Below are 25498 nucleotides of genomic sequence, written 5' to 3'. Positions count from 1 at the left end.
TCCACGCTAGGTCCGGTCCGGCCATGCCGAAAGCGAAAGATCCGCACACCTGGTATGCAGTTACGTCATGGCCTTCACCGATGCGTCGCTGACCGCGCTGCGGGTGTTCCGCGAGGTCGCCGAGCGCGGCACGCTCACCGCCGCGGCCGCCGCGTTGGGCTACACCCAGTCCGCGGTCTCGCGGCAGATCGCGTCCCTGGAACGCGCGGCCGGCGCGCCGTTGCTGGAGCGGCGCCACGACGGCGTGCGGCTCACCTCGGCCGGGCGGATCGTGGTGCGCCGCGCCGCCGACGTGCTCGACCAGCTGGACGCGACCGCCCGCGAGCTCGCCGGGCTGCCCGCGGAGGAGGGCACGGTCCGGCTGGGCTGGTTCCCGACCGCCGGCGCCTCCCTGCTGCCGCGGGCACTGGCCGCACTGCGGCGCACCCACCCGGCGATCACGGTGCTCAGCCGCGAAGGCGGCACCCCGGCGCTGGTCCGCGCCCTGCGCGCCGGCACCGTCGACCTGGCCCTGCTGGCTTCGGCGCCGCCGTTCCGCCCGCCGGACACCGAGACCCCGGCGCTGGCCCTGCACACGCTGACCGAGCGCAGCCTGCACGTGGCGGTGCCGGCGAACCACCCGCTGGCCCGCCGCGACTTCATCAACGTCGCCGACCTGCGCGGGCAGCGCTGGATCGCGGGTTCGGGCGACGACCGCGTGCTGGGCGTGTGGCCGGGACTCGACGAACGCCCCGAGATCGCCCACACGGCCCGCGACTGGCTGGCCAAGCTCCACCTGGTCGCGGCCGGCTGCGGCATCACCACGGTGCCGGGCGCGCTCGACCCGGTGGTGCCGCCCGGGGTCCGGGTGCTGCCGGTCCACGGCGGCCCGGGAGAGCAGCGGCGCATCGTGCTCGCCCACCTGCCGCGGCCCCTCTCGGACGCGGCTGCGCGTGTTGTCGCCGCGTTGCGCGTCGCGGCGTCGGAAACGGTCGCCCAGGCGCAGTGACTGTCCGGCTAGCGACGCTTGCGCGACATCCACTGCCAGACATGGGTGCCGCCGACGCTCGGGTCGTTGCGGGCCACGTAGATCCACGACCAGTGCCCCGGGAACTGGTGGCCGTTCCAGACGACGTGGTCGTAAAGCGTCAGCTCGGACCGGGGAATCAGGTCGTGCGCGTGGACGCTGTTGGCCTGGGGATCCACCGTGTCGTCGTCGCGGGAGGCCACCAGCCAGGTCGGGGTCCGGATCGCGGCCAGCTCGGCGTCGGGCACCAGCGGCGGGTCGCCTTCCTCGCGGCCGGCCACGACTCCGCAGATCGGGACCGACGCGGCGAACGTGCCCGGGTAGACCGTGGTCATCTTCAGGCTCATGTACCCGCCGTTGCTGCAGCCGACGACGTACACCCGCGACGGGTCGACCGGCCGCGTGCGGAGGATGTCCCCGGCGATTTCCCGGATGAGCGGGGCGAAACGCGGGCCGTCATCCATCCAGGCGGCCGTGCACTGCGGCGCGACGACGTAGGCGCCGTCGAAGATCTTTTGCGCTTCCCGGGTCGCGAAACCCAGCGCTCCGCGGTTGGCGCGCAGGGTCGTCTCGTTGTCGTAGTAGTTGTCGGGCAGCGAAGCGCCTTCGCCGCCGCCGTGCAGCCAGACGATCAAGGGGCGCCTGCCGTGGCGCTCCGGCGGCGAGTACAGCCGGTACTTCATGCCGGAACGTGAGGCGTGGTAGGTGAAAGCGTCGACTTCGGGGTTGGCCAGATGGCCTTGTGTGAACCCGGTGAACGAGATCGGCCGGCCGTGGCGCTGCCGAATCTGCGTGTTCTGGGTGATGGTGTAGACCAGGTCCAGCCGGACGTTGCGGCTCTTGCTGTTGATGTAACCGAGGGTTCCGCCGCCGGTTTCGCCTTCGCCGTGCCGCAGTTCGAGCACGATGTTCCCACGGCGGTCGAGCCGCGCGGCCGTCACGGGCCGGTCGAGGTCGTAGCCGATGTCCTGGCCGCCGGTGCCGATCGGGCTGGTGGCCTTGGCGTGCACGCCGAACGTGCCGGTGGTGAGGCTCGCGGGGTCGATCGGCCCGACGCGGGCCGTGTCGAGCGTGACCGACGTGACCTGCTCACCGCCGTCGAGCGTTTCCGCGTCGAGGGTGAACCCGGCGCGGCCGGTTCCGGTGGCGTGGGCCAGGCCGGGCACCGCGAGGCCGACGGTGGCTCCCGCGCCGGCGACCAGCGCGGCGCGACGGCCGAACACCTTGTCCATGCGAACTCCTTCGTCCGTGGATCTTCCTGTCGAACGGTAGTTCTCCGGCCGCGACGATTCGAGGTTCTGTCGGAGGAACTCGGGCCGATTTCTGTGTCTAGTCCCTTTGGCCGATACGAAACTGCTCCGAAACCATTCGCGCGATCGATGTCCGCCCGAGCCCCGATCACCAAGATGGAAAGCGTTCACCGCCCGCAGCCAGGAGAGGTTCGCATGAGGAAGACGTGGTCGATCGTGCTCGCGATCGGCGTGGTGGGGGCCGGAATACTCGCGGGAGTGCCGGCGGGGGCGTCGCCGGGCGGGGTCCGGTGGGGGCCTTGCCCGGCCGACGCCGCGGCGCCCGGCCTGGAGTGCTCGACGATCAAGGTTCCGCTGGACCACGCAGATCCCGGCGGCCGGCAGATCGACGTCGCGATCTCCCGGCTGGCGAGCAAGCACCCGGAGCAGCGGCGCGGAGTGCTGCTGACCAACCCGGGCGGCCCTTCTGCCGGGCTGAAGTTCCCCGCCGAACTGGCGGCGGCGAAGCTGCCGCAAAGCGTGCTGGACAGCTACGACCTGATCGGGTTCGACCCGCGCGGGTTCGGGCACAGCACCCCGGTCACGTGCGACCTGACACCGGAGCAGCAAGCAGTCGGCAACGTTCCGCCGTACGCGCGCAACGCCGCCGACGTGACGAAGCGGGCCGAGCAGTCCCAGGCCATCGCCCGTCAATGCGCGGCTTCGAAGACCGCGTGGATGCTGCCGCACGTCAGCACCGCCGACGTAGCCCGCGACATGGACCGCATCCGCGCCGCATTGGGCCAGCAGAAGATCTCCTTCGCCGGCTACTCGTGGGGCACCTACCTCGGCGCGGTCTACACCACCCTGTTCCCGCGGCGCGGCGACCGGATCGTGCTCGACAGCAACGTGCACCCGACCGGGTGGGACTTCGCGAACGACCGGCTCTACGCCCAGGGCTTCGACGACCGGTTCCCGGACTTCGCGAAGTTCGCCGCCGCCCAGGACAGCACCTACCACCTGGGCAGCACACCCTCGCAGGTCACCGCGAAGTACTTCGCGCTGGCCGCCCGGCTCGACAAGACGCCCGCCCAGGGCATCGACGGCCCGTCGTTCCGCATGGCCACCTACGGTTTCCTTTTCAGCAACGCCGGAATGCCGCTCGTGGCCCAGATCTGGCAAGCGCTCGACACGGGTGGTCCACTCCCCCCGCTGCCCGGCGACGGCACCACCCCCGACGCGGACAACGTGATTTCCGGCCGCTACTACACCATCTGCGCCGACTCACGGTGGCCGAGGTCGGTGGCCACCTACCAGGCCGCGGTCGCGGTCGACCGCCTCCGCCACCCGATGTTCGGCGCGGCAGGGGCCAACGTCCAGCCCTGCGCATTCTGGCCGGAACCCACCGAAGCACCGGTCCGCATCGGCAACCAGGGCCCATCAAACGTGTTGATGCTGCAGAACCAGCGAGACCCGGCAACACCCCTGGCAGGCGCAGTCCAGCTGCGGCAGGCATTCGGCGACCGAGCCCGCATGGTCACGGTCGACGCGGGAGGCCACGGGGTCTACCCATACGTGGCAAACGAATGCGCCAACACCGCGGCGACGGCCTACCTGACCACGGGCCGCTTCCCAGACCACGACCTGGCTTGCGCGGCCAAACCTCAGTGAGCACGCCGGTGGCGGGGTGCCGGATGATCCGGCACTCCGCCTCCGGCCGTCGCCCCGGACCCTTCCGCCCAGTCGCCTCCGGGCAGGGAAGCCACCGGTGGCATCGCGGATCACCAAGCTCCCGCCACCGCGGCCTCCGACGAGGGACTCGTGGGCGACGATCCGGCCGCCCAGCGCGGCACCTGCCGCCGGTGCCAGGTGCCGGTGGCCCGGCACTCCACCGCCAGCCATCGCCTTGCTCCCAGTCATCGCCAGCCAGAAACCGCCGACACGCAACGAATCGCCGACTACACCACCACGACCTTCGACGAGCAACACGTCGGCGACCATCCGGCCGCCCAGCGCGCAGTCACCGCCGGCGGCAAGGCGCCGAGTGATCCCGCGCCCCGCCACCGGCCCGAACCGTTCCCAGCCATCACCGAGCAGGAAGCCGCCGGTGACACACCAGATCACCGAACTCCCATCACCACGACCCTCGATAGCAGCTCATCGGCGACCTTCCACCGCCCAGCGCGGGTCGCCGCCGGCGGCAGGCGCTGCTGGCCCGGCAGCCCACCACCGGCCACCGCCCCGGGAACTCCTCGGCGACCTTCCGTCTGTCCAGCTCCGAGTCGCCGCTGGCGGCATGGTGCCGAGTGGTCCCGCAGGTCCCGCACCCCGCCACCGCCCTGAACCCCGCCCACCCAGTCATCTCCAGGCAGGAACCGCCGGTGACACAACGAATCAGCGAACTCCCACCACCACGACCCCCAACCCAACTCTCCAACCGTCCAGCGTGAGCTCCCCGCCGGTGACAGGGTGCCGGTGGTCCCGCTCCCCACCACCGGTCAGAATGATCACCCGAGCCATCCACCCAGGAAGGACGATCACCGACGTGCTCCCGACCACTGCGCCGAAGCCGGTCCGCGGTCTGGTGATCGCCGAGATCGTTGTCCTGGCCGGCCTGAACATCGACCAGCTCCTGCGCCACCTGATCCTGCGGGGACCGGCCCCCGCAGGCGAACTCTCCTACTTCCTGATCGGGGCAGCGCTGGCCGTGCCCGCGCTGCTGCGGCGTCGCTTCCCCGAGCGGACCGCCGTGCTGGCCGCATCGGGGATCGCGCTCTCGCTGGCCGGCAGCGCCGTGGGCTTCCTGGTCAGACCGGCCGCCGCGGTTGACGGGGATCCTGAGATCGTGGCCTTGATGCTGCTGGTCGGGGCGGCGTGCCACCGGTTGCCGAGGACACTCGCCGCCGTGCTCGCGGTGCTCGGGGGGCTCGCGATGGCCTTCGCCCCGCTGCTGCGCTACGGCGATTCGCCCGCGTCACTGACCGTGTCGGTGCTGTGGGCCCTCTTGTGGGGGTGCAGCGTCATGGTCGGGTTGATCCTCCGTGACGGCGACGCCCGCCGCGAAGCCGCGCTGGCCGCTGCGCGCAACCGGGAGCGGCTCGAGCTGGCGAGGGAGCTGCACGACCTGGTCGCCCACCACATCACCGGGGTTGTCGTCCGCACCCAGGCCGCCGGCGTGATCCTGGCCGACGGCCCCGAGCGCGACCTGATCAAGGAGATCGAGCACGCGGGCACCGAAGCCCTCGGCGCCGTGCGGCGGCTGGTCATCATGCTGCGCAGCCCCGGACACGCCTCACCGGTCACCGCCGGCGACCTGATCGGCACGATCGAATCCGCAGTCGGCGACGACGAGGGCGTCACAGTGCGGCTCGCGCCCGGCCTGGCGGACCTCACCGTCACGCCGGAAACCGTCTCGACCGTCCACCGGGTGGTGCTCGAATCGCTGACCAACGTCCGCAAGCACGCCTCGGACGCCCGCCACGTCACCGTGGTGGTCGAGCCCGCCGACCACGGCCGGCACCTGCGGGTCGAAGTGACCAACGACGGTCTCCGCCCGGGCCGCGTGCGTCGCGCGCCCGGCGGGTACGGCCTGATCGGAATGGGCGAGCGGATCGCCGCACTGGACGGCACGCTGATGGCCGGGGAACACGGGGAGCGCAGCTGGCGCGTTCTCGCCGAGCTCCCCCTGCCGAAGGGAACGGCGGCCTCGCCGCCGGAAGAGGAGGGTGCCCGGTGACGCTGCGAGTCCTGCTCGCCGACGACCAGGCGATGGTGCGCACGGGGTTCCGGCTGATCCTGGAGCGCGTTGCCGACATCGAGGTCATCGGCGAAGCGGAAAACGGCCAGCAGGCCGTGGAGCTGGCCCAGGAGCTGCGCCCCCGACGTCACGTTGATGGACATCCGCATGCCGGTGGTCGACGGCCTCGCCGCGACCCGCCGGCTGGCGGGCCCGGATGTCGAGAACCCGTTGCGGGTGCTGGTCGTCACGACGTTCGACCTCGACGAGCTGGTCCACGAAGCGCTGTGCGCCGGAGCATGCGGTTTCCTCCTGAAGGACGCCGGGCCCGGACTGCTGGTCGAAGCGGTGCACGCGGCCGCCAACGGCGAGGCGCTGGTCTCGCCGTCGATCACCACGCGGCTGCTGTCCCACTTCAGCGGGTCTCCGACCCGAAGACGCGCTCGCCGCGCCGACCCAGCGCTGAGCCAGCGCGAGCTCGACGTCACCCAGGCGATCGCGAGAGGCCGGACCAACGCCGAGATCACCGAGGAGCTGACGATCTCGCTCTCGACCGTCAAGACCCACCTCGCCTCGATCCAGCGCAAGATCAGGGCCCGCAACCGCACGGAAATCGCCGTGTGGGCCTGGGAATCCGGCCTGGTGCGCTAGCGGTCCGGCCGCGCACGAGGGCACTACGCGAACACCGGGAGCTCGGCGACCACCTCCCTGGTCGCCAGGGCGAAGTTGAACGTGATGAAGTGCAGCCCGGGCGCACCTTCGGCCAGCAGCCGCTGGGCCAGCAGCCTCGCCTGCTCGATGCCCAGCGCACGGACAGCCGCGGGATCGTCCGCGACCGCCTCGAACCGCGCCGCCAGGTGGGCGGGGAACGGTGCGCCGGACAGCTGCTCGGAGCGGGCGATCGTCCGCATGGTCGTGACCGGCATCAGCGCCGGGATGATCGGTGTGGTGCACCCCGCCGCCGCGACGCGGTCCCGCAGCCTCAGGTAGTCGTCCGCGTCGAAGAACATCTGCGTGATCGCGTAGTCCGCGCCCGCGCGGCACTTCGCCACGAAGTGCGCGGTGTCCTGCTCCAGCGACACCGACCGCGGGTGCCGCTGCGGGAACGCGGCCACGCCCACGCAGAAGTCGCCGTGCTCGCGCAGCAGCGTCACGAGCTCACTCGCGTACGTCAGGCCTTCCGGGTGGCGGACCCACTCGCCGTCGACGTCGCCGGGGGGATCTCCGCGCAGCGCCAGGACGTTGACCACCCCGGCGTCGGCCAGCGCGCCGACGAACGAGCGCAGCTCCCGCACCGAATGGTCCACCGCCGTCAGGTGAACTACCGGGAGCATCGTGGTCTCCGTGGCGATCCGCCGGGCGACGGCGATCGTGTTGTCCCGGGTGGACCCGCCCGCCCCGTAGGTGACGGACACAAAACCCGGCCGCAGCGACTCCAGCTTGCGGACGTTCTGCCAGATCCGCTCCGCGTCGTCGGTCGGGCGCGGCGGCATGAACTCCAGTGAGAGCACCGGTTTTCCGGCGGCCAGGCGGTCGCGGACCCGCGCGGGAACCGCGGCGGGCGGGGTGGCCGCCCGCCGCGGTGAAGTGCTCGTCACGCCCGTGCCCTCAGCTGTCCGGTGGCCTCGACCAGGTTGGCCAGGGTGGCCCGCACCTCCGGGTACCCGCGGGTCTTGAGCCCGCAGTCCGGGTTGACCCACAACCGGTCGGCCGGGAACGCGCCGGCCGCGACGCGCAGGTGCCCGGCGATCTCCTCGACCGACGGGACCCGCGGCGAGTGGATGTCCCAGACGCCCGGGCCGGCCTCGTTCGGGTAGCCGGCGCGCGCGAGGTCGGCGACGATCGCCATGGCCGAGCGGGCCGCCTCCAGGCTGATCACGTCGGCGTCCATGTCGACGATCGCCTGCAGGACGTCGCCGAACTCGGCGTAACACATGTGCGTGTGGATCTGCGTGTCGTCACGCACCCCCGCGGTCGACAGCCGGAACGACGCGACCGCCCAGTCCAGGTACGCGGCGCGGTCGGCGGTGCGCAGCGGCAGCGTCTCCCGCAGCGCGGGCTCGTCGACCTGGATCACCGAGATCCCCGCCGCCTCCAGGTCGACTACCTCGTCGCGCAGGGCGAGAGCGACCTGGCGGGCGGTGTCGCCCTCGGGCTGGTCGTCACGCACGAACGACCAGGCCAGCATGGTGACCGGCCCGGTCAGCATGCCCTTGACCGGCTTCTCGGTCAGGCTCTGCGCGTAGGTGGCCCACTCGACGGTCATCGGCGCGGGGCGGGCCACGTCGCCGACGATCAGCGGCGGCCGGACGTACCGGGTGCCGTAGGACTGGACCCAGCCGTGCTGGGTGGCGAGGAACCCGGTGAGCTGCTCACCGAAGTACTGCACCATGTCGTTGCGCTCGGGCTCGCCGTGCACCAGCACGTCCAGGCCGATCCGCTCCTGCTCGGCGATCACCGCGCGGACCTCGGCGCGCATCGCCTCGCGGTAGGCGTCCTGGTCGAGCTTGCCCGAGCGCAGGGCCGCGCGGGCCTGGCGCAGCTCGGCGGTCTGCGGGAACGAGCCGATCGTGGTGGTCGGCAGCTCGGGCAGGTGCAACCGGTCCTGCTGGGCCTGGCGGCGCTTGCCGTACGGGCTCGTGCGGCGCACGTCGGCGTCGGTGACCGCGGCGACCCGGTCGCGCACGGCCGGCACCCGCACGATCGGCGACGCCGCCCGGGCGGCCAGCCGGTCGGCGTTCACCTGCAGGACGTCGCTGATGGCGCCGCGGTCTTCGGTCAGGCCACGGCGGAGCGTGACGATCTCCGCGAGCTTCTGCCGCGCGAAGGACAGCCAGCCGGCGATCTCGGGGTCCAGATCGGTCTCGAGGGCGACGTCCAGCGGCACGTGCAGCAGCGAGCAGGACGCGGCCACGTCGACGGAGCCGGCGAGCCCGAGCAGCGTGCCGACGGTGGACAGCGCGGCGGTGAGGTCGGCGGCCCAGATGTTGCGCCCGTTGACGACGCCCGCGACCAGGCGCTTGTCCTGGATCCCGGGCGCGGCGGCCAGGGCGTCGAGGGTGGCCGCGGCGTTGTTCGTGAAGTCCACGGCCAGGCCCTCGACCGCCGAGGACGCCAGCACCGGCAACGCGTCCCCGAGGCGGTCGAAGTAGGACGCGAGCAGGATCTTCGGGCGGACCGGCTCGGCGGTCAGCGTGGCGTAGGTTTCGGCGACCTTCGCCAGCACTTCGGCCGGCTGGTCGGTGACAAGCGCGGGCTCGTCGAGCTGGACCCACTCCGCGCCCGCCTCACGCAGCCGGCGCAGCAGGTCGGCGTAGAGCGGGACGACCTGGTCGAGCAGGTCCAGGGGCCGGAAGCCCTCGGTGCCGGTCGGATCCTTGGCCAGCAACAGGAAAGTGACCGGGCCGACGAGCACCGGACGGGTGGTCACGCCCTGCGCGAGCGCCTCGGCGAACTCTTCGAGCGGCTTGGCCGGGTCGAGCGTGAAGCGGGTGTCCGGGCCGAGCTCGGGCACCAGGTAGTGGTAGTTCGTGTCGAACCACTTCGTCATCTCCATCGGCGGCGCGTCCGCGGTGCCGCGCGCCATGGCGAAGTAGCGGTCGAGCCGGCCGGCCGGGGTCGTGGCGTCCGGGACGGCGGTGACGTGCTGCTCGGGGACCGCGCCGAGGAGCACCGAGGTGTCCAGCACGTGGTCGTAGAGCGAGAAGTAGTTGCTCGGGATCTCGTCGATCCCGGCGTCGCGCAGTTCCGTCAGGTTCCGCAGCCGCAGCTCACGGGCGGTGCCGAGCAGGGCGTCGGCGTTGATCCGGCCCTTCCAGTAGGCCTCGATCGCCTTCTTGAGCTCCCGGTCGGCGCCTTGGCGCGGGTAGCCGTGCACGGTCGCGCGGCTGGTCGGGGTGGTCGATGTCACGGGGGCTCTCCTTCGCGAGTCCGCGTGGACCTGCGGGAGCGCACGACAAGCCAGACCGTCTCCGGTCCGGCTCGGCATGACCTGCCCGCGAGGTCGCAGCCAGCACCCCACGGTCGTGAGGTGCACAGCGGGCAGGTCTTCGGACTCGCGGGCAGTCCGGCGCGTGCGCCGGGTTCCTACTGGCCGTCGCTTCCCAAGCCGGTCGGGCTCAGTGCTCGTCTCCGCGGAGACTGACGGCGGTCGTTCCCACTCACCGCTGCGGGGCAGTCCCGGATTCGCACCGGGTTCCCTCTTGCCTCGGTCACCGCCACCTTGCTCGCGGAGACCGAACCAGCTGCCCCGCCACTGTAGCGCCTCCGGGAAGGGGCGAACGCGGCTCGGAGCGGATCACGGATCCGGGAAGACCTCGATCACGACGGCGTCCGTCAACTCCAGCGTCATCGTCCCCGCGCGCCCCAGGGTCGCCGCCTCGACGACGTGCTCGACGGCCTGGAAACGCTCGGTGACCTGCCGGAACGGGCACTGCGCGTGCAGCCGGGTTTCGACGCCACCACGGGAAAAGCCGACCTCGGCGATGTTCACCGTCCTGCCGAAGTCCGTCACCCGGGCCGAAACCAGCCGGTTCAGCCCGGCCTTCAGCTCCGTCATCCCCCGGCCACCGCGTCAAGCGTGGCTTGCACACTTGACGCGCGCTCGGGCAACCCGAGGGCCCGCCACAGCTCTACCGCCAAGCCCAGGTGGTGACGGGCCGCCGGTGCGTCGCCGAGTTCGCTCTCCAGCTCGCCGAGCTGTTGCCAGCACGCCGCTTCGTTGCTGCGGTCGCCGTTGAGCCGGAAGACGTGCGCCGCGCGCTGCAGGGCGGAGTCGGCTCGGGAACGGTCGCCGAGCTCCGCGTAGATTCCGCCGAGGCGTTGGTCGGCGTACGCGCCGCAGCGCTCGTCGCTGATCTCGGTGAAGATCGTCAACGCCTCGGTGAGGTCGTGCAGCGCCGCGGCCGTGTCGCCGATGCCCAGGTGGTAGCGGCTGACCGTGCGGAGGATCACCGCCTGCCGGTGCCGGTCGCCGAGCTGCCGGGCGGTCCGCAGGCCCTGCTCGATCCACTGGCCCGCGTCCTCGGTGCCCTGCTCGAAGCCGATGATGCCGATCGCGGTGCGGATCTGCGCCTCCGCCTGCCGGTGCCCGGACGCCACCAGGTGGGCCAGCGCCTCCTTGTCGACGGCCAGTGCCGCGTCGAGCTCGCCGAGAACCCGGTGCACGGTTCCGAGGCTGGCCAGCGCGAGTCCTTCACCGCGTCGATCGCCGATGTCCCGGTACAGCTCCCGGCAGCGGCCCAGGTCGTCGCGGGCTTCGTCCATCTCGTCGAGGTAGATGTGCACCTGGCCGAGGCCCTGCAGCAACGCCGCCTCGCCGTGGGCGTCGCCGCACGCTCGCGTGGCCGCCAACGCGATCTGGTGACTGCGGTTCCAGTCCTGGTAGAGGCTGCGGTGGTCGTAGTACGGGACGGCGGCGGCCGCCAGCTCCCACGCCAGGCCGGCCAGGCCCCAGTCCGCCGCGAGCTGGATCATCCGCAGCAGCGTCCCGCGTTCGGCGTCGAACCACGCGATGGCCTCGACGACCTTGTAGTCCGGGGACCAGCGCGGCGACGAGCCCGGGGTCGGCTGGAACAGGCTGGGGTAGAACAGATCCCTGGCCTGCTCCGCGAGGGCGAGCCACGCGGCCAGCACCCGTTCGACCGCCGCGCGCCGGTCCTCGACCGGGTAGTGGTCTTCCGCGCCCTTCGCCGCGTACGTGCGCAGGAGGTCGTGCAGCCGGTACCGGGGCTGCCCGGCGTCGTCGGTGGTCACGAGCCGCACCAGGTAGGCGTCGGCCAGCAGCTCCAGGACGTCGTCCGCGTCCGGCCCGCCGAGCAGCGCCCCCACCACCCACGCGGGCAGGGTCTCCGGCCCCAGCAGGCCCAGCAGCCGGAACGCCCGGACGGCCTCGTCGGGCAGCAGGCGCAGGCTCAGGTCGAAGTTGGCCCGCACGTCGAGATCCCCGACGCTCAGCTCGCGCAGGCGCCGGGACTCGTCCTCGAGCCGGTCACGCAGCACCCGCAGGGTCCACGCGCGCCGCCCGGCCAGCTTGGCCCCGGTGATCCGGATGGCCAGCGGGAGGTGCCCGCACAGCTCGACGATCGCCGCCGCCGACTCCGGTTCCCGCTCGACGCGCTCCTCGCCGACGATCTGGACCAGCAGGGCGCGCGCGTCTTCGGCGGACAGGACGTCCAGCTCGACGTGCTGGGCGCCGGTGAGGCCGGCCAGCCGCTGCCGGCTCGTGACCACCACGGCGCACCCGCCCGACGGCGGCAGCAACGGCCGCACCTGCTGGGCGCCCGCGGCGTCGTCGAGCAGCACCACCATCCGCCGGTCGGCCAGCCGCGACCGGTAGAGGGCGGCTCGTTCGTGCAGGCCGGGCGGCATGACCGCGTCCGTGACGCCGAGCGCGCGCAGCAGTTCGGCCAGCATCATCGCCGGGTCGCGGGGCACCTCGGAGGTGCCGGCGAGGTCGAGGTAGAGCTGGCCGTCGGGAAACGCGTCCCGCGCGTGGTGGAGCGCGCGCACCGCCAGCGCCGACTTCCCGGTGCCCGGCGGGCCCGCGATGACCGCGAGCCGCCGCTGGGCCAGCAGGCCGCGCAGCTCCCCCAACGGCCCGGCGCGGCCGGTGAAGTCGGGGATGTCGGCCGGCAGCTGGGCGATCGGCCGCCGGTCCGCGGCCGGGGTGACCAGGTCGAGCTCGGGGTCGGCGCGCAGGATCCGGGCGTGGACGCGCTGCAGCCCGTGCCCGGGACTGGCGCCGAGCTCGTCGGCCAGCAGCCGCCGGATCTCCTCGAACACGGCGAGGGCGTCACCCTGGCGGCCGCTGCGGTAGAGCGCGGTCATCAGCAGCTCCCGCACCCGCTCGCGGTACGGGTGCTCGGCGGCGAGCCGGGACAGCTCGGGGATGGCCAGCGCGTGCTCGCCGCGCAGCAAATCGAGCTCGGCGAGGTCTTCCAGGGCGCCGAAGCGGTACTCGTCCAGCCGGGCGCGTTCGGTGGTCGCCGCGGGGGTGTCGATGCCGCTGAAGGCGGGTCCGCGCCACAGCGCCATCGCTTCGGCGAGGTACTTCCGGGCCGCGGTCAGGTCGCCTTCGCTCTTCGTCTCGCGGGCGAGCGCGAGCCCGGAGGCGAACTGGGCGCTGTCGAGCTGGTCGGAGCCCACGCGCAGCAGATACCCGGTGCCGACCGTCTGCAGGGAGCCGTCGTCGAGGTCCAGCGAGCGGCGCACGTCCCCGACGTACTTCTGGACGAGGTTGACGGCGCTCCTCGGCGGCGTTCCGCACCAGGCGCCCTCGATGATCCGGTCGCGGTCGACGCGCTGGTTCGCGTGCAGGAGCAGCACCCCGAGCACCCGAAGCGACTTCTCGGGGCCCACTTCGACGACGTCACCACCGCGCCAGACCGTCAGCGGGCCGAGCACACCGAACCGAACATCGGGCATGCAAACGCCCTCCTCCCGGGGTCGAGACTACCTCGACCGGCCCCGTTCCCCGCGACTGCAGTGCGACTGCAGCGGGCACTGCCAGGCTCCCCGGCGACCGGCACCCGAGCCGACCGGGAGGAGATCAACGATGACCGGCATGTGAACCGTCAGGCGGCGAGAAAGGGTCCGAGCCGCCGTTGTCGTGCCCGACCGAGGCCGAGGATGTCCACTGCTCAAACGATAGCGTTTCCTCCACTTCTCTTGAGGGAAAACGCCGTCGTTCTGCAGGGGCTCCCGGATCTGCCTACGCTCGGATCCGACACTCACGGCTCCACTTCGCCCGGTCGAAAGGACCCGCTCATGACGATCCCCCCGGACGACCCGGACCGCCGGCTGACCGTGGTGGACCGCGACGCCCCGGCGTCGCGCAGGTCTTCCTCGCCGGCGACACCTACTCGATGCTGGTCACCGGCGCCGAGACCGGCGGCCGGTACTGCTTGATCGACATGCACGTCCCGGACGGCGGCGGGCCCCCGCCGCACCGGCACGACTTCGAGGAGATGTTCACGATCCTCGACGGCGAGATCCGGTTCACCTTCCGCGGCGAGACCGTCACCGCGACCGCGGGCACGACCGTCAACATCCCGGCCAACGCCCCGCACTTCTTCCGCAACGAGTCCGGCCGCGCCGCCCGCATGCTGTGCCTGTGCACCCCGGCCGGCCAGGAGGAGTTCTTCCTGGAGGTCGGCGACCGCCTCGAGTCCCGGACGACGCCGCCGCCTCGGCTGGACGACGCTCAAATCCGCGAGCGCCAGGAGAAAGCCCTCGAGCTGGCCGACCGCTACCGGACGGAAATGCTCAGCTGACGCGGCCCGCGGCGTCGATGAAGAACCCGATCTGCCGGGCCATCCGGGCGGGCCAGTCGTCGACCGCGGGCAGCGGGAGCGCGATCATGGACCCGAAGATGATCACGTCCTGCAGGCCCAGGTCCGGCCGCACGGTGCCGTCGCGGACCCCGCGTTCGATCATGGCCGAGATCCGCCCGTGCAGCTCGCCTTCGAGCCGCGCGGTCTCGGCCGAGCGCGACACCGGCGCGCCGTGGTGCGGCAGGACCAGCTGCGACCCGTGCTCGACCGTGCGTTCCAGGAACACGCGCAGCGCGTCGATGCCGGCGAGGTCCCGCGCTTCGATCTCCTTGACGAGGTCGATCACCAGGCGGAAGGCCCGTTTCTGGAGGTCCTCGAACAGCGCCTCCCGCGACGGATAACGCCGGTAGAGCGTGGCGATCCCGACGCCGGCCTCGGTGGCGATCTGGGCCAGGGAGACGCCGGACCCGTGCCGCAGCACGGAGGTCACGGCCGCGGCGAGCAGCAGCTCGCGGTTGGCGGCGGCGTCCCGGCGCAGCGGCCGCCGCTCGCTCCCGCCGCCTTCCGACATCCGGTGATCGTAATACGGCCCGGCCGGGTCCGGCGCTCTGCCGGGGCGCGCCGGATGGGGCATGCTCGGGACCATGGCCGACCGGGTGACCCTGCGCGAAGAGCAGCAGACGATGCTCATGACGCTGTACCTGCACGCCCAGGACGCCGCGTCGCCGTGGCCGATCCTCGGCGACGAGCACGCCGCGGGGCTGCTGGGCGAGATCGAGCACGATCCCGCCGCGATGAAGAAGCTCTCCGGGAACCTGCCGGTGATCTGCGCCCGCGCGCGGCTGATCGACGACGCCGCCCGCGCGTTCCTCGGCCGGCACGCCGACGCCGTTGTCCTGCACCTCGGCTGCGGGCTCGACAGCCGGGTGCTGCGCCTCGATCCCGGGCCCGGTGTCGCCTGGTACGACGTCGACCAGGAGCCGGTGGTCGAGCTGCGCCGCCGGCTCTACCCCGAACGGGACGGCGTCACCACGATCGCGACGTCGGTCACCGAGCCCGGGTGGTGGTCCGGGATCCCGCGCGGACGGCCGTTGCTCGTCCTCGCCGAGGGCCTGCTGATGTACCTCTCCCCCGACGGCGTCCGGGCCACCGTCGCCGGCGCCCTCGGCCATCCCGCGCCGCGGCACGCGGTCGTCGCGGACACGGTCGCGCCCTGGGTGGCCCGCGTCGCCGGGCGGCAGGCGACGATGCGGGCGGCCGGGGCCGGGTTCCGGTCGTCCACTGTGGACCTGACCCGGGCCGTCACGGAACCCGCCACCCACCACGAGATCTCGCTCGTCAGTGAAGCGGCACGACGCACCCGCGGCGCGATGTCGGCGTTCCTCAAGGTGTTCGACGTCGTGCCCGGCGGGCACCGGGCCATGGTCCTGCACACCTACGACCGGACCCGGTAGCCCGCCCGCTCACGCGCGCAGGCTCGCGCCCTTCGTCTCCGGGATCCCCTTCACCAGCACCGGCAACGCGATCAGCGCCACGACGCTCGCGTAGACCGCCGGCGCGATCAGCGCCCCGGTTCCGTCGACCAGCAGTTCGCTCACCAACGGCGCCGTGCCGCCGAAAACCGCGTACGCCACGTTGTACGGCAACGCCATCCCGCTGAACCGGACGTTCGCCGGGTACAGCTCGAGCACCGACAGCGCGCCCATCTGGAGCAGGCACACCGCGAACACGAACGCCAGCAGCGCGACCACGACGGCGACCGGGTTGCCGGTGCCGATCAGCAGGTACGCCGGCACGACGAGGACCACCGCCGCGACCGCGCCCAGCCGGACCTGGCCGCGACGGCCGTGGCGGTCGGCGAGGACGCACAGAACCAGCGTCACCGGGACCGAAACGAGGTTCGCCGCCGTGGTCAGCGCGAGCACCGTGCCGCTCGGCATCCCGATCGCCTCGCTCAGGTACGTCGGCAGGTACCCGAGGAACATGTGGGTCAGCAGGCCGAGCACCGCGAAGTACACGAACAGCACCAGCAGCGTCCGCCAGTGCCCGCGCACCAGCTCGCGGAACGGCTTGGCCGGCGCCGCCTGCGCGCGCATCTCCGTGAAGACCGGGCTCTCCTCGACCCGCAGGCGCAGCACCAGGCCGACCACCGCGACGAGTCCCGCGAGGACGAACATCCACCGCCAGCCGTCGGTCGCGAACCGGTCGCCGAACGCCGACCGGAACACCAGCGCCACCGCCGTCGCGCCCACCGCGCCGAGCATCGTGGACGACCCGACCAGGCCCATGTACCACGCGCGACGGCCGTCGGGCGCGTGCTCGACGGTGAACGTCAGCGCCCCGGTGTACTCCCCGCCCGCGGAAAACCCTTGCACCAGGCGGCAGACGAGCAGCAGCACCGGAGCGAGAACACCGGCGGACGACCATCCCGGCAGGAGACCCATGAGCGCGGTCGCGGCGCCCATGAGGATGATCGACAGGCTGAGCGCGCTGCGCCGGCCGCGGCGGTCGCCGATCCGGCCGAACACCACCGCGCCGAGCGGCCGGGCGACGAAGGCCACGCCGTAGACGGCGAACGTGCCGAGCAGCGCGGCGGTCCGGTCGCCCGGCGGGAAGAACGTCAGGGCGAGGACCCCGGCGGTGTAGCCGTACAGCGTGAAGTCGAACCACTCCACGAAGTTCCCCACCGACGAGGCGAACACGACTCCTCGCCGCATCTTGGTGGTGCGGACCCGATCGGACGACAGCACGCTCATCACGCCTCCATGGGTGGTGCTCGCCAGAGTCGTTCGAGTGTGCGGTGGCGGCCCGGTCACCGGCCATCGCCGGATGTCGCGTCCGGCGGGACGGGAAGGCGACGTTCGTCGCTCCTCAGCGGCCCGGGTGGTCGCGGTACGCGGCGGCGAGGACCCGCAGCTTGAGCCCGAGGTGGAGCACGAGCCGGTCGTCCCCGGAGTCCAGGCTGCACCCGGTGATCTGCTCGATCCGCTTCAGCCGCTGGTACAGCGTCGCGCGGTGGACCCGCAGGGAGTCGGCCGTGCGCTGGATGTTCCCGGCGTGGTCGAAGAACTCCGTCAGCGTCGTCATCAGCACGTGGTGGGTGTCCTCCTGCTCCACCGCGGTGAGCGCCGGCACCGAAGACGCGTCGAGCAGGTCCTCGGCCGGGAGCTTCAGCAGGAGCTCGTACGGGCCCAGCTCACCCCAGCGGGCGAGGTTCCCGGTGCCGGGCAACAGGAGTGCCGCCCGTGCGGCGAGCAGCGCCTGCTGGTAGGACGTGACGACCTCGCCGAGGTTCGCCACCGTGCCGCCGAGCCCGAAGACCGGCCGCGCGGTCTCGTCGCCGAGGCGCCGGAAGCGGGCGGTGATCCGCTCGGCGACCGCGTCGACCAGGCCGCGGGACGGCGGAACGCGCTGGACGAGCAGGATCCAGGCCCGCGACCGGTTCGCCGCCATCAGCGCGACGTCGTCGGTGACCGCGCGGACCCCGTCTTCGACCGCCGCCTCGAACGCGACCTCCTGCGGCGCGGCGGCCGTCCCCGACGCCGGGCCCTGCACGGCGAGCACGGTGAAGCAGGTGCTCTCGGCGCCGAAGAGCTGTTCGGCACGCAGGTCTTCGATCGCCTGCGTGCGCACCGCGAGGTCGCCGGAGACGAGCTCGCGCAGGATGCCTTCCTGCCGCGCCTTCGAGCGTTCGTGCAGCAGCAGCCGGCGCAGCAGCATCGCGCCCGCGGTGGCGGCGGCCTCGCCCGCGGCCGCCGTCTCCTCGTCGGTGAACGTGCCGTCCTTGTCGATCAGCCAGAGGTACCCGAGCAGCATGCCGTTGCACCGCACCGGCGCGCACAACCGTGGCATCGCGCCCTCGACGTCGACCACACCGGGCGCGACCCAGCGCGCGATGCCCTGGGCGAGGATGTGGTCGACGATCTCCGGCGGCACCGACCGGTTGAGGACGGACGTGACGCGCACGGCGTCCTCGTCCCCGAAGTGGCGGCTCGCGGCGAGCAGCCGGATGGCGGGGTCGTCGATCGCGACCGACCGCTGGAGGCGCTCGGCGAGTTCGTCCACGATGGACTGGAGATCGCGATCGGACACGGCGCTCCCTTCCCGGCCGCCGCCCACGGTAGCCGAGCGGGGAGCGCTCAGCCCAGCACCGTGCCCGAGCTGCCGGTGTTGCGCGGGCGTTTGCGGGAGAACGCGCCGAGGTCGATCTCCAGGCCGGTGTGGACACCCCTGCAGCGAACGGGCTCGGTGTCGTGGTCGGCGCCCGCCTCGACCCGCTCGACCAGCGTCGCCATGAGCCGGCCGACGACGGGGGCGTTCTTGAACTGGTTGCCGCTGGTGCCCATCGCGACGTAGAAGCCGGGCAGCTCGGTGCGGTCGTAGATCGGCGTCCAGTCGTCGGCGGCGTCGTACACCCCGACGACCCCGCGGGCCCGGTTGGGCACGCGCAGCCCGGGCAGCCGGCGCGCCGCCCGCGTCACCTGGGCTTCGAACACGGCCATGGTCGGGTGCGGGCCGGCGTCGTCGGGGTCGTCGAGCCACTGCAGCGGGTCGCAGGCGGGCTCGGTGCCGCCGACGAGCAGGCCGCCGCCGACCTCACCGCGGAAGTAGGTGCCCAGGTCCATGTCCGCGATCGCCGGGCCGACACCGCCGGGCGGGTGGTACCCCTCAGGCGCCTGCACGTGGGCGACCTCCTGCCGCAGCGGCCGCACGCCGATCGTGAAGTCCGCCCCGACCCCGGCGAGGGTGTTGAGCTTGCCCGACCACGGCCCGGCGGCGTTGACCACGACGGGCGCGGAGATCTTCGTGCCACCGGCGAGGACCACGGCACTCACCCGGCCGCTGCGGGACTCCACCCCGGACACGGTCGCGCGGAACCGGAACTGCGCGCCCTCCCGCCCGGCCGCCGCGGCCAGGTTCAGCGCGGCGAGCTGCGGATCGGTGACGTACCCGGCGTCGGGGGTGTAGACACCGCCGAGGGTCTCCGTGGCGTCGGCCCCGAACGCCTCGTCGTCGACACGCTTGGGCGGCCAGTAGCGGCCGGTGTCGATCCCGGGCACGCGCTCGGCGAGGGTGGCGCTGTCCCACTCCGTGTAGGGCACGCCGACCTGGTCGAACAGCGGCAGCCAGCCGGCCCGCGGCGCGGCTTCGACGTCGAGCATCACCAGGCCGCTGCGTTCGAACCGGGCCAGGGCGCCGACGTCGTGGCCGAGGTGCTCGGCCCACGCCGACCAGCAGAAGTGCGCCTCCCAGGCGGCGGTCACCCCGGCGAGAGTGGAGAAGTTGTAGCGCACGACGGCGCTCGAAGCGCTCGTCGAGCCCTGCCCGGCGCCGCTCGCGCGGTCCACCACCACGACCCGGCGGCCCGCCCTGGCCAGTTCCAGCGCGATCGCCGCCCCGATCACGCCGGCGCCGACCACCACGACGTCCGCGCTGTCTTCCGAGCTCATCGTCCACGTCCTCCCGGTGCTCCCCGCGACCCAGTGTGCGGGGTCCGGCGGCCGCCGTCGCCCGACACCTGTCGCGATCCGGGCCTGCAGCGGGCAACGGATGTCAATTGGCCCGGCCGGTGGTCACGGCCGAGAGTGGGAGGACGTCACCCACGCACGGACGGGAGTACGGCATGTGGCTCGCAGGAGCGACCGTCATCGACGGGACCGGCGCGGATCCGGTCTCCGGCCAGGCCGTCCTGGTCGAAAACGGCCGGATCGCCGCGGTGGGCGGGACACCACCCGCCGGCGCGGACGTCCTCGACCTTTCGGGGTGTCACGTCACGCCCGGGCTGATCGACGCGCACGTCCACCTGGGCCTGTCCAGCGACCTGGACAAGCTGAGCACGTCGCGGCAGCTGTCGGTCGCGGAGATCGCCGCCGACATGTTCGCCAACTGCCGCCGGACGCTGGAGTCGGGCTTCACGACCGTGCGGGACACCGGCGGCATCGACGACGGGCTCGCCCGAGTCGTCGCGGACGGCCGGATCCCCGGCCCGCGCATCCTCCACTGTGGACCGATCCTCGCCCAGACCGGTGGGCACGGGTACCTCGGCGCGGAGTGGGACTCCGCCGACGACTGGGCCGCCCGCCAGATCCCCGGCCTGGTCGCGCTGTCCCTGCTCTCCGACGGCCCGGACGCCGTGCGCCGCAACGCCCGGGAGGCGTTCCGCCGTGGCGCGGGCTTCCTCAAGATGTGCGTCACCGGCGGTGTGGTGTCCCGCCACGACAAACTGAGCGACACGCAGTTCACCTACGACGAGATCGCCACGGCCGTGGCCGAGGCGCGGGCGCGCGGCACCTACGTGACGGTCCACGCCCACAACAACGCCGGCCTGCGCACCGCGATCGACGCCGGCGCGCAGTGTGTCGAGCACGGTTCGGCGGTCGACGCGGAGATGGCCGCGCACATGGCCGAGAAGGGTGTCGCCCTGGTGCCGACACTGGCCGTGGCGCACGCCCTGCTCAAGGACTCGACCGAGGCCGGGCTGCCCGCGCACATCGGTGAACGCGTCGGCGACGTCATCGACGGCCAGGCCGACGCCATCCGCGCCGCCCGCGCGGCCGGTGTGCTCATCGGGTCGGGCTCGGACTACATCGGGCCGAACCAGGACCACCGCGGTCACGAGCTCGTGCTCCGCAGCGAGATCGAGTCGCCGATGCAGGCGCTCGTCTCGGCGACCCGGGACAACGCCCGTGTCCTGCGGATCGACGGCGAGGTCGGCACGATCGAGCCCGGCAAGCTCGCCGACCTGACGGTGTTCGCGAGTGATCCCCTGGCGAACCCGCTCGTCTTCGACGACCCTTCGCAGGTGCAGGTCGTCCTGCAGCGCGGCCGCGTGGTCAAGGACGTCCGGTGAGCGCCTACCCCGCGACCCGCACGACGGAGGGCGTCGTCCGGGTCGCCGGTGTCGACTTCCCCGACCCGTACCAGTGGCTCGAAGAAAGCAGCACCGAAGTCCGGCAGTGGCAGGACGAGCAGGCCGCCCTCGCCGACTCCTACGTCCACGACTGGCCGCACTTCGCCACGCTCCGGGAGAGCGTCCGGCACTTCTTCACCGCGCGGTCCGGGTCGTACCCGGCGCCCGCCGGACGGCGGTGGGTCCGCAGCGAAATCCCCGAAGGCGCGACGCAGGCGCGGGTGGTCCTCTCCGACGAGCGCTTCGGCGACGGCGAGGTGCTCTTCGACGCGGCCCAGGAGAACCCGGGGAAACCGCCGTTCGTCTCCTGGGTGACCGCGTCGCCGGACGGGCGGTACATCGCAGTCGGCGTCTGCGACGACGGCAGTGAACGCAACACGATCCGCCTGATCGACGCCGAGAGCGGCGAACGGCTGCCCGCGCCTTCCCAGCCGCTGCTCGACAACTGGACCGGCGGGGCGCGGTGGCTGCCCGACTCCAGCGGGTTCGTGTACACCGCCATGCTCGGCGAGAACACCGACCTGCGCCATGAAGTCCTGTTGTACCGGCCCGGTTCGGGCGAGACCACGACGGTCGACGCGCCGTGGCTGCCCGACCAGGACTACCGGACCGTCGTGTTCTCCACCGACGGCAAGCGTGCGATCGCCGTCCAGCACCTCCTCGCGCCGCTCCCGGTCGCGGTGGCCGACCTGGACGGGTCGCCCGAGCCGGTCTGGCGGCCGTTCGTCACCGACGCGTCCGTGGGCAGCCTGTACGGGCACCTCGTCGGCGACCGCTGGATCGCCGTCTCCGACTTCGGCGCGCCTCGCGGCCGGGTGGTCGCGATCGCGCTGGACAACCCGACACCGTCGGATCCGTCCACCTGGGACGAACTGGTGCCCGAGTCCCGCGTCGCACTCAGGTCGGTGACGCCGGTCGGTGACCACCTCTACGTCCTCGGGCTGGACGACACCTACAGCCAGGTCCGGATCTTCACCGCCGAGGGCGCCCTGGCCGGGCACGTGCCGCTGCCCGGCCGCGGCGCCGTGGTCGAGCTGCCGTTCCCGATGATGGCCCTGTACCCCGAAGGTCTCGACGACGAATACGCTTTTGCGTTCACGACCTTGACGACGTCGGCCGGCTACTACCGGCACCGCCTCGGGTCCACTGTGGACGAACTGTCGGCACCTCGGACCACGATCCCGGACACGGTCGTCGAGGACGGCTGGACCACGTCACCGGACGGGACGCGGGTCCCCTACCACCTCGTCCGGCGCACCGACCTGCGGCTCAACCGTCCCCGCCCGGCGCTGGTCTTCGGCTACGGCGGGTTCAACGCGCCGTGGCACCCGGTCTTCCCCGGCCCGATGTCGTCCTTTGTGGACGCGGGCGGCGTGCTGGTGCACGTCCACCTGCGCGGTGGCGGGGAGTTCGGCCGCGAGTGGTGGGAGCAGGGCCGGCAGAAGAACAAGAAGAACTGCTACGAGGACCTGCACGCGATCGCCGAAGACCTGGTCGCCACCGGGGTCACGAGCCCCGGCCTGCTCGCCGTGAGCGGCGGCTCGAACGGCGGGCTGCTGGCCGGGGTGGCGGCCACGCTCCGGCCGGCGCTGTGGGCGGTGTCGGTGCCGCGAGTGCCGTTCCTGGACGCCATCGGGGCGACCCGGGACGGCTACGGGCGGTTCGTCGTCGACCTCGAGCTGGCCGACCTCGACGACCCGGACGACGTCCGGCGGCTCGCCTCGCTTTCGCCGTACCACCTGGTCCGGGACGGCGTCGACTACCCGGCGGTCTACCTCGACGCCGGCGACACCGACCCGCGGTGCCCGCCGTGGCACGCCCGCAAGTTCGCCGCGCGGCTGCAGGCCGCCACGGCCGGGCCGAACCCGGTCCTGCTGCGGATCTGGCGCGACGTCGGCCACGGCTGGGCCACCGACAAGGACGTGGCCATCGAGGAGCACACCTCGTGGCTCGCCTTCGTGATGAAACAACTGGGGATGACGCCGCGGCCGCTCAGCAGCAGTGGTCGCCGCGCCAGGCCTCCCGCCCTTCCCTGACCGCCACCGCCGCGATGACCAGGGCGACGACCGGGTCGGCCCACGACCAGCCGAACAGCGCGTTGAGCAGCAGCCCGGCCAGCAGCACACCGGAGAGGTAGGTGCACAGCAGCGTCTGCTTCGAGTCCGCCACCGCGCTGGCCGAGCCGAGTTCCCGGCCGGCGCGGCGCTGGGCGTGGGAAAGGAACGGCATCACCAGCAGGGAGACGGCGGCCAGCACGATGCCGGCCGTGGAGTGCCCGGCGGAGTCCGTGCCCAGCAGGGACCGCACGGACTCGACGGTGACGTAGGCGGCGAGGGCGAAGAACGACACCGCGATCACCCTCAGCGCGGTCCGTTCGCGCGCTTCCGGATCGGCGCCGGAGAACTGCCAGGCGACCGCGGCGGCGGACGCGACTTCGATGACCGAGTCCAGCCCGAACCCGATCAACGCCGTCGAGGAGGCCACGGTGCCGGCGGCGAGCGCGACGACCGCTTCGAGGACGTTGTAGGTGATCGTCGCGGCGACCAGGAGCCGGATCCGCCGGGTCAAAACCACGCGGCGGTCCTCGGCGACGGACGTCACCGGTCCACCGCTTCGTCGTCCAGGCAGGGCTCGGCGGGGTCGACAGCGAGGACGACCTGGACCAGTTCGCGCAGGGCCCGGGCCAGGTGCCGGTCGGCGAGGGCGTAGCGGACCTGGCGGCCCTCGTAGGTGGCGACGACCAGCCCGCAGCCGCGCAGGCAGGCGAGGTGGTTGGAAACGTTGGAGCGGCTCAGCTCCAGCTCGGCGGCGAGCCGGCCGGGATAACTGACGCCGTCGAGCAGGGCGACCAGGATCCGGCAGCGGGTCGGGTCGGCCAGCGCCCGGCCCAGGCGGGCGAGCGCCGATTCACGGGTCTCACAGGTCAGCACACAGAGAACAGTACAGCGAACGCTGACATGACGACAACCGGTCTCTTTTGCCTGAGCCGGCTTCAGTCCGGCCGGCCTGGGGACACCGCGGCGCGCACCGGGCCTTCGAAGAGTCCCGCGATCCGCGCGTAGCCGACGTCGTTGGGGTGGAACCAGTCGTCGGCGAGGCTGCCGCGCAGCGGCCCCAGTGCCCCGCCGCGCAGGTCCGCGACGCGGATGTCGCCCCGGGCTCCCGCGGCGTCGAGGAGCGCGTTGACCGCTCGCGCTTCGGTGTTGCCCTGGGGCAGGGTGGCGACCACCGAACGCCCGGCGGGGAGCCGGGCGAGCAGTTCGGCGAAGCCGGCCACGACTCCGCGGCGGCGAGCCCGGGTCAGCATGTCGTTCGCGCCCACCAGCACCGTCACCAGAGCCGGCGGCGAAGGCAGCGCGAGCAGCCGGGGCAGCTGGTCGCCGAGGACGTCGGCGACCCGGGCGCCGGACGCCGACAGGTTGACCACCGCGAAGGGCTCGTCGAGCCGGGCGTTCAGCCGCGGGACCCAGCCGCCGCCCACCTCCGCCGAGCCGATGCCCTGGGTCATCGAGTCGCCGAGCGCGACCCACAGTGGAAGTCCCGAGCCGAGCGCGGTGCGGTTGCCCTCCGCCCAGGCCCGCGCGAACGGCTCCTTCTGCGCCCGGACCCGGCCGATCCCGGGGACGACGACGGAAGCCACGTCGAGCAGCCGGCCCGACCAAGTCCGCCTCGGCACCGCACAGTCCTTTCGATCGCCTCCGCGGGAGTTCGGCGCCGGGCGCGTCCCGGATGGGTCAGCCGACGGGGTCGGACAGGGAGCGGATCCGGGTGAGCAGGTTCGCGGTCGTCGTCCCGCAGAGCTCCGCGAGCCGCTCCAGGGCCGCGGGGTCCAGGTGCACCTCCTGCGGGGCGTCGCCGGCGCCGCACTCGGCGAGCTTGCCCTCGGCCCAGCGGCGGAACGGCGCCAGGTCCTGGTGCTGCGCGCGGACGACGCGGCGCAGGTCGACCCGGACCCCGGTCGACTCCGTGGCGTCGAAGGTGCCGAAGTAGCGCTCGCCGACCCGGGCGAGCAGGGCTTCGGGAGACACCTCCAGCGCCAGGCACAGCTCCACCAGGCGGACGACCGAGCACTGCCGGGTGCCGAGCTCGTAGGTGGCGAGGGTCTGCAGCGAAAGGTCGCTGTGCAGCCGGTGGTTGAGGTCCCGGCGGGTCAGGCCGCGTTCCTCGCGCAGCCGGCGGAGCTCCTCGCCGAGCATCTGCTGGTAGGCACCGGCATCCAGCTGCACCATCGCCCCTCTCCGTCGGTGTGGCGGACGCGGGGGGGAAAAAGAAAAAATCGCCTCCCCCCCCCGCGGTTCCCCGCCGAGAGGCGAACGGGAAGCGCGCGGGGGGAAACCGTAGACG

Annotated in this window: 20 protein-coding genes, 1 pseudogene and 1 riboswitch; of the genes and pseudogenes, 8 read left to right on the top strand and 13 right to left on the bottom strand. The window is 72.7% G+C overall.

The window, feature by feature from the left end; genetic code table 11:
* The first annotated feature begins 67 nt into the window (after window positions 1–67).
* Complete coding sequence (locus tag ACZ63J_RS00175; RefSeq protein WP_465400666.1) at window positions 68–988, top strand: LysR family transcriptional regulator; 921 nt, start codon at window positions 68–70, stop codon at window positions 986–988.
* A gap of 8 nt (window positions 989–996) precedes the next feature.
* Here ACZ63J_RS00175 and ACZ63J_RS00170 read toward each other — a convergent pair whose 3' ends face one another.
* Window positions 997–2238, bottom strand: a complete 1242-nt coding sequence (locus ACZ63J_RS00170; protein ID WP_465400667.1) for a prolyl oligopeptidase family serine peptidase — start codon at window positions 2236–2238, stop codon at window positions 997–999.
* A 213-nt stretch (window positions 2239–2451) separates the two neighbouring features.
* Here ACZ63J_RS00170 and ACZ63J_RS00165 point away from each other — a divergent pair, with 213 nt between their 5' ends.
* From ACZ63J_RS00165 to ACZ63J_RS00155, 3 genes and pseudogenes are all read left to right on the top strand, one after another.
* Window positions 2452–3906 (top strand): alpha/beta hydrolase, encoded by a 1455-nt coding sequence (locus ACZ63J_RS00165; RefSeq protein WP_465400668.1) that lies wholly within the window; start codon window positions 2452–2454, stop codon window positions 3904–3906.
* 874 nt (window positions 3907–4780) lie between these two features.
* Complete coding sequence (locus ACZ63J_RS00160) at window positions 4781–5971, top strand: sensor histidine kinase (protein ID WP_465400669.1); 1191 nt, start codon at window positions 4781–4783, stop codon at window positions 5969–5971.
* Between the two features lie 32 nt (window positions 5972–6003).
* Window positions 6004–6622 (top strand): annotated as a pseudogene (locus ACZ63J_RS00155) (response regulator).
* Between the two features lie 23 nt (window positions 6623–6645).
* On the opposite strand, the gene metF reads toward ACZ63J_RS00155, so the two are convergent.
* From metF to ACZ63J_RS00135, 4 genes are all read right to left on the bottom strand, one after another.
* Window positions 6646–7569 carry a methylenetetrahydrofolate reductase [NAD(P)H] gene (gene metF / locus ACZ63J_RS00150; RefSeq protein WP_465400670.1) on the bottom strand — a complete coding sequence of 308 codons (924 nt, stop codon included), beginning with the start codon at window positions 7567–7569 and terminating at the stop codon, window positions 6646–6648.
* On the bottom strand, window positions 7566–9881 hold the full coding sequence (metE, locus tag ACZ63J_RS00145) for a 5-methyltetrahydropteroyltriglutamate--homocysteine S-methyltransferase (RefSeq protein ID WP_465400671.1): 2316 nt from the start codon (window positions 9879–9881) through the stop codon (window positions 7566–7568). The genes metF and metE overlap by 4 nt, the downstream gene beginning before the upstream one ends.
* Window positions 9882–9994: 113 nt before the next feature.
* Window positions 9995–10231, bottom strand: a riboswitch (cobalamin riboswitch).
* A gap of 37 nt (window positions 10232–10268) precedes the next feature.
* Window positions 10269–10529: a hypothetical protein gene (locus ACZ63J_RS00140; RefSeq protein ID WP_465400672.1), complete on the bottom strand. Its 261-nt coding sequence runs from the start codon at window positions 10527–10529 to the stop codon at window positions 10269–10271.
* Window positions 10526–13396, bottom strand: a complete 2871-nt coding sequence (locus ACZ63J_RS00135) for an AfsR/SARP family transcriptional regulator (RefSeq protein WP_465400673.1) — start codon at window positions 13394–13396, stop codon at window positions 10526–10528. Before ACZ63J_RS00135 ends, ACZ63J_RS00140 begins: the two co-directional genes overlap by 4 nt.
* A 440-nt stretch (window positions 13397–13836) precedes the next feature.
* Between ACZ63J_RS00135 and ACZ63J_RS00130 the strand changes: the two genes are divergently transcribed.
* Window positions 13837–14244: a cupin domain-containing protein gene (locus ACZ63J_RS00130; protein WP_465400674.1), complete on the top strand. Its 408-nt coding sequence runs from the start codon at window positions 13837–13839 to the stop codon at window positions 14242–14244.
* Here ACZ63J_RS00130 and ACZ63J_RS00125 read toward each other — a convergent pair.
* Window positions 14237–14815, bottom strand: coding sequence for a TetR/AcrR family transcriptional regulator (locus tag ACZ63J_RS00125; protein WP_465400675.1), 579 nt, complete (start codon window positions 14813–14815; stop codon window positions 14237–14239). The two genes, ACZ63J_RS00130 and ACZ63J_RS00125, sit on opposite strands and share 8 nt — an antisense overlap.
* Before the next feature lie 73 nt (window positions 14816–14888).
* Between ACZ63J_RS00125 and ACZ63J_RS00120 the strand changes: the two genes are divergently transcribed.
* A complete protein-coding gene (locus ACZ63J_RS00120; RefSeq protein WP_465400676.1) occupies window positions 14889–15698 on the top strand; it encodes a class I SAM-dependent methyltransferase in 810 nt (269 codons plus the stop codon).
* Between the two features lie 9 nt (window positions 15699–15707).
* On the opposite strand, the gene ACZ63J_RS00115 is transcribed toward ACZ63J_RS00120, so the two are convergent.
* From ACZ63J_RS00115 to ACZ63J_RS00105, 3 genes are all read right to left on the bottom strand, one after another.
* Complete coding sequence (locus ACZ63J_RS00115; RefSeq protein WP_465400677.1) at window positions 15708–17000, bottom strand: MFS transporter; 1293 nt, start codon at window positions 16998–17000, stop codon at window positions 15708–15710.
* A 115-nt stretch (window positions 17001–17115) separates the two neighbouring features.
* Window positions 17116–18336 (bottom strand): PucR family transcriptional regulator, encoded by a 1221-nt coding sequence (locus tag ACZ63J_RS00110; RefSeq protein ID WP_465400678.1) that lies wholly within the window; start codon window positions 18334–18336, stop codon window positions 17116–17118.
* Window positions 18337–18383: 47 nt separating this feature from the next.
* A complete protein-coding gene (locus ACZ63J_RS00105) occupies window positions 18384–19694 on the bottom strand; it encodes an NAD(P)/FAD-dependent oxidoreductase (RefSeq protein WP_465400679.1) in 1311 nt (436 codons plus the stop codon).
* A gap of 173 nt (window positions 19695–19867) precedes the next feature.
* On the opposite strand from ACZ63J_RS00105, the gene ACZ63J_RS00100 reads away from it, so the two are divergent.
* Together ACZ63J_RS00100 and ACZ63J_RS00095 are read left to right on the top strand one after the other, a co-directional pair.
* Window positions 19868–21094, top strand: coding sequence for a metal-dependent hydrolase family protein (locus ACZ63J_RS00100; protein WP_465400680.1), 1227 nt, complete (start codon window positions 19868–19870; stop codon window positions 21092–21094).
* Window positions 21091–23190, top strand: coding sequence for a prolyl oligopeptidase family serine peptidase (locus tag ACZ63J_RS00095; protein WP_465400681.1), 2100 nt, complete (start codon window positions 21091–21093; stop codon window positions 23188–23190). Before ACZ63J_RS00100 ends, ACZ63J_RS00095 begins: the two co-directional genes overlap by 4 nt.
* Here the strand turns inward: ACZ63J_RS00095 and ACZ63J_RS00090 are convergent.
* The 4 genes from ACZ63J_RS00090 to ACZ63J_RS00075 form a co-directional block, all read right to left on the bottom strand.
* Window positions 23147–23755 carry a cation efflux transmembrane domain-containing protein gene (locus ACZ63J_RS00090; protein WP_465400682.1) on the bottom strand — a complete coding sequence of 203 codons (609 nt, stop codon included), beginning with the start codon at window positions 23753–23755 and terminating at the stop codon, window positions 23147–23149. The two genes, ACZ63J_RS00095 and ACZ63J_RS00090, sit on opposite strands and share 44 nt — an antisense overlap.
* Entirely contained in the window at window positions 23752–24084 is a 333-nt protein-coding gene (gene cmtR / locus ACZ63J_RS00085) for a Cd(II)/Pb(II)-sensing metalloregulatory transcriptional regulator CmtR (protein WP_465314459.1), read from the bottom strand. Before cmtR ends, ACZ63J_RS00090 begins: the two co-directional genes overlap by 4 nt.
* Before the next feature lie 62 nt (window positions 24085–24146).
* Window positions 24147–24830: an SGNH/GDSL hydrolase family protein gene (locus ACZ63J_RS00080; protein ID WP_465400683.1), complete on the bottom strand. Its 684-nt coding sequence runs from the start codon at window positions 24828–24830 to the stop codon at window positions 24147–24149.
* Between the two features lie 58 nt (window positions 24831–24888).
* A complete protein-coding gene (locus ACZ63J_RS00075; RefSeq protein ID WP_465340100.1) occupies window positions 24889–25380 on the bottom strand; it encodes a helix-turn-helix domain-containing protein in 492 nt (163 codons plus the stop codon).
* Window positions 25381–25498 lie beyond the last annotated feature (118 nt).

Source organism: Amycolatopsis sp. NPDC104863, from assembly GCF_055582965.1.
This window is presented reverse-complemented; position numbering and strand designations above follow the sequence as displayed.

What these genes read in the sequence shown, in the direction of transcription:
- ACZ63J_RS00175 (WP_465400666.1), top strand. Translation starts at nt 68, where the DNA reads ATGGCCTTCACCGATGCGTCGCTGACCGCGCTGCGGGTGTTCCGCGAG.
- ACZ63J_RS00170 (WP_465400667.1), bottom strand. Translation starts at nt 2,238, where the DNA reads ATGGACAAGGTGTTCGGCCGTCGCGCCGCGCTGGTCGCCGGCGCGGGA.
- ACZ63J_RS00165 (WP_465400668.1), top strand. Translation starts at nt 2,452, where the DNA reads ATGAGGAAGACGTGGTCGATCGTGCTCGCGATCGGCGTGGTGGGGGCC.
- ACZ63J_RS00140 (WP_465400672.1), bottom strand. Translation starts at nt 10,529, where the DNA reads ATGACGGAGCTGAAGGCCGGGCTGAACCGGCTGGTTTCGGCCCGGGTG.
- ACZ63J_RS00135 (WP_465400673.1), bottom strand. Translation starts at nt 13,396, where the DNA reads ATGCCCGATGTTCGGTTCGGTGTGCTCGGCCCGCTGACGGTCTGGCGC.
- ACZ63J_RS00130 (WP_465400674.1), top strand. Translation starts at nt 13,837, where the DNA reads ATGCTGGTCACCGGCGCCGAGACCGGCGGCCGGTACTGCTTGATCGAC.
- ACZ63J_RS00125 (WP_465400675.1), bottom strand. Translation starts at nt 14,815, where the DNA reads ATGTCGGAAGGCGGCGGGAGCGAGCGGCGGCCGCTGCGCCGGGACGCC.
- ACZ63J_RS00120 (WP_465400676.1), top strand. Translation starts at nt 14,889, where the DNA reads ATGGCCGACCGGGTGACCCTGCGCGAAGAGCAGCAGACGATGCTCATG.
- ACZ63J_RS00115 (WP_465400677.1), bottom strand. Translation starts at nt 17,000, where the DNA reads ATGAGCGTGCTGTCGTCCGATCGGGTCCGCACCACCAAGATGCGGCGA.
- ACZ63J_RS00105 (WP_465400679.1), bottom strand. Translation starts at nt 19,694, where the DNA reads ATGAGCTCGGAAGACAGCGCGGACGTCGTGGTGGTCGGCGCCGGCGTG.
- ACZ63J_RS00100 (WP_465400680.1), top strand. Translation starts at nt 19,868, where the DNA reads ATGTGGCTCGCAGGAGCGACCGTCATCGACGGGACCGGCGCGGATCCG.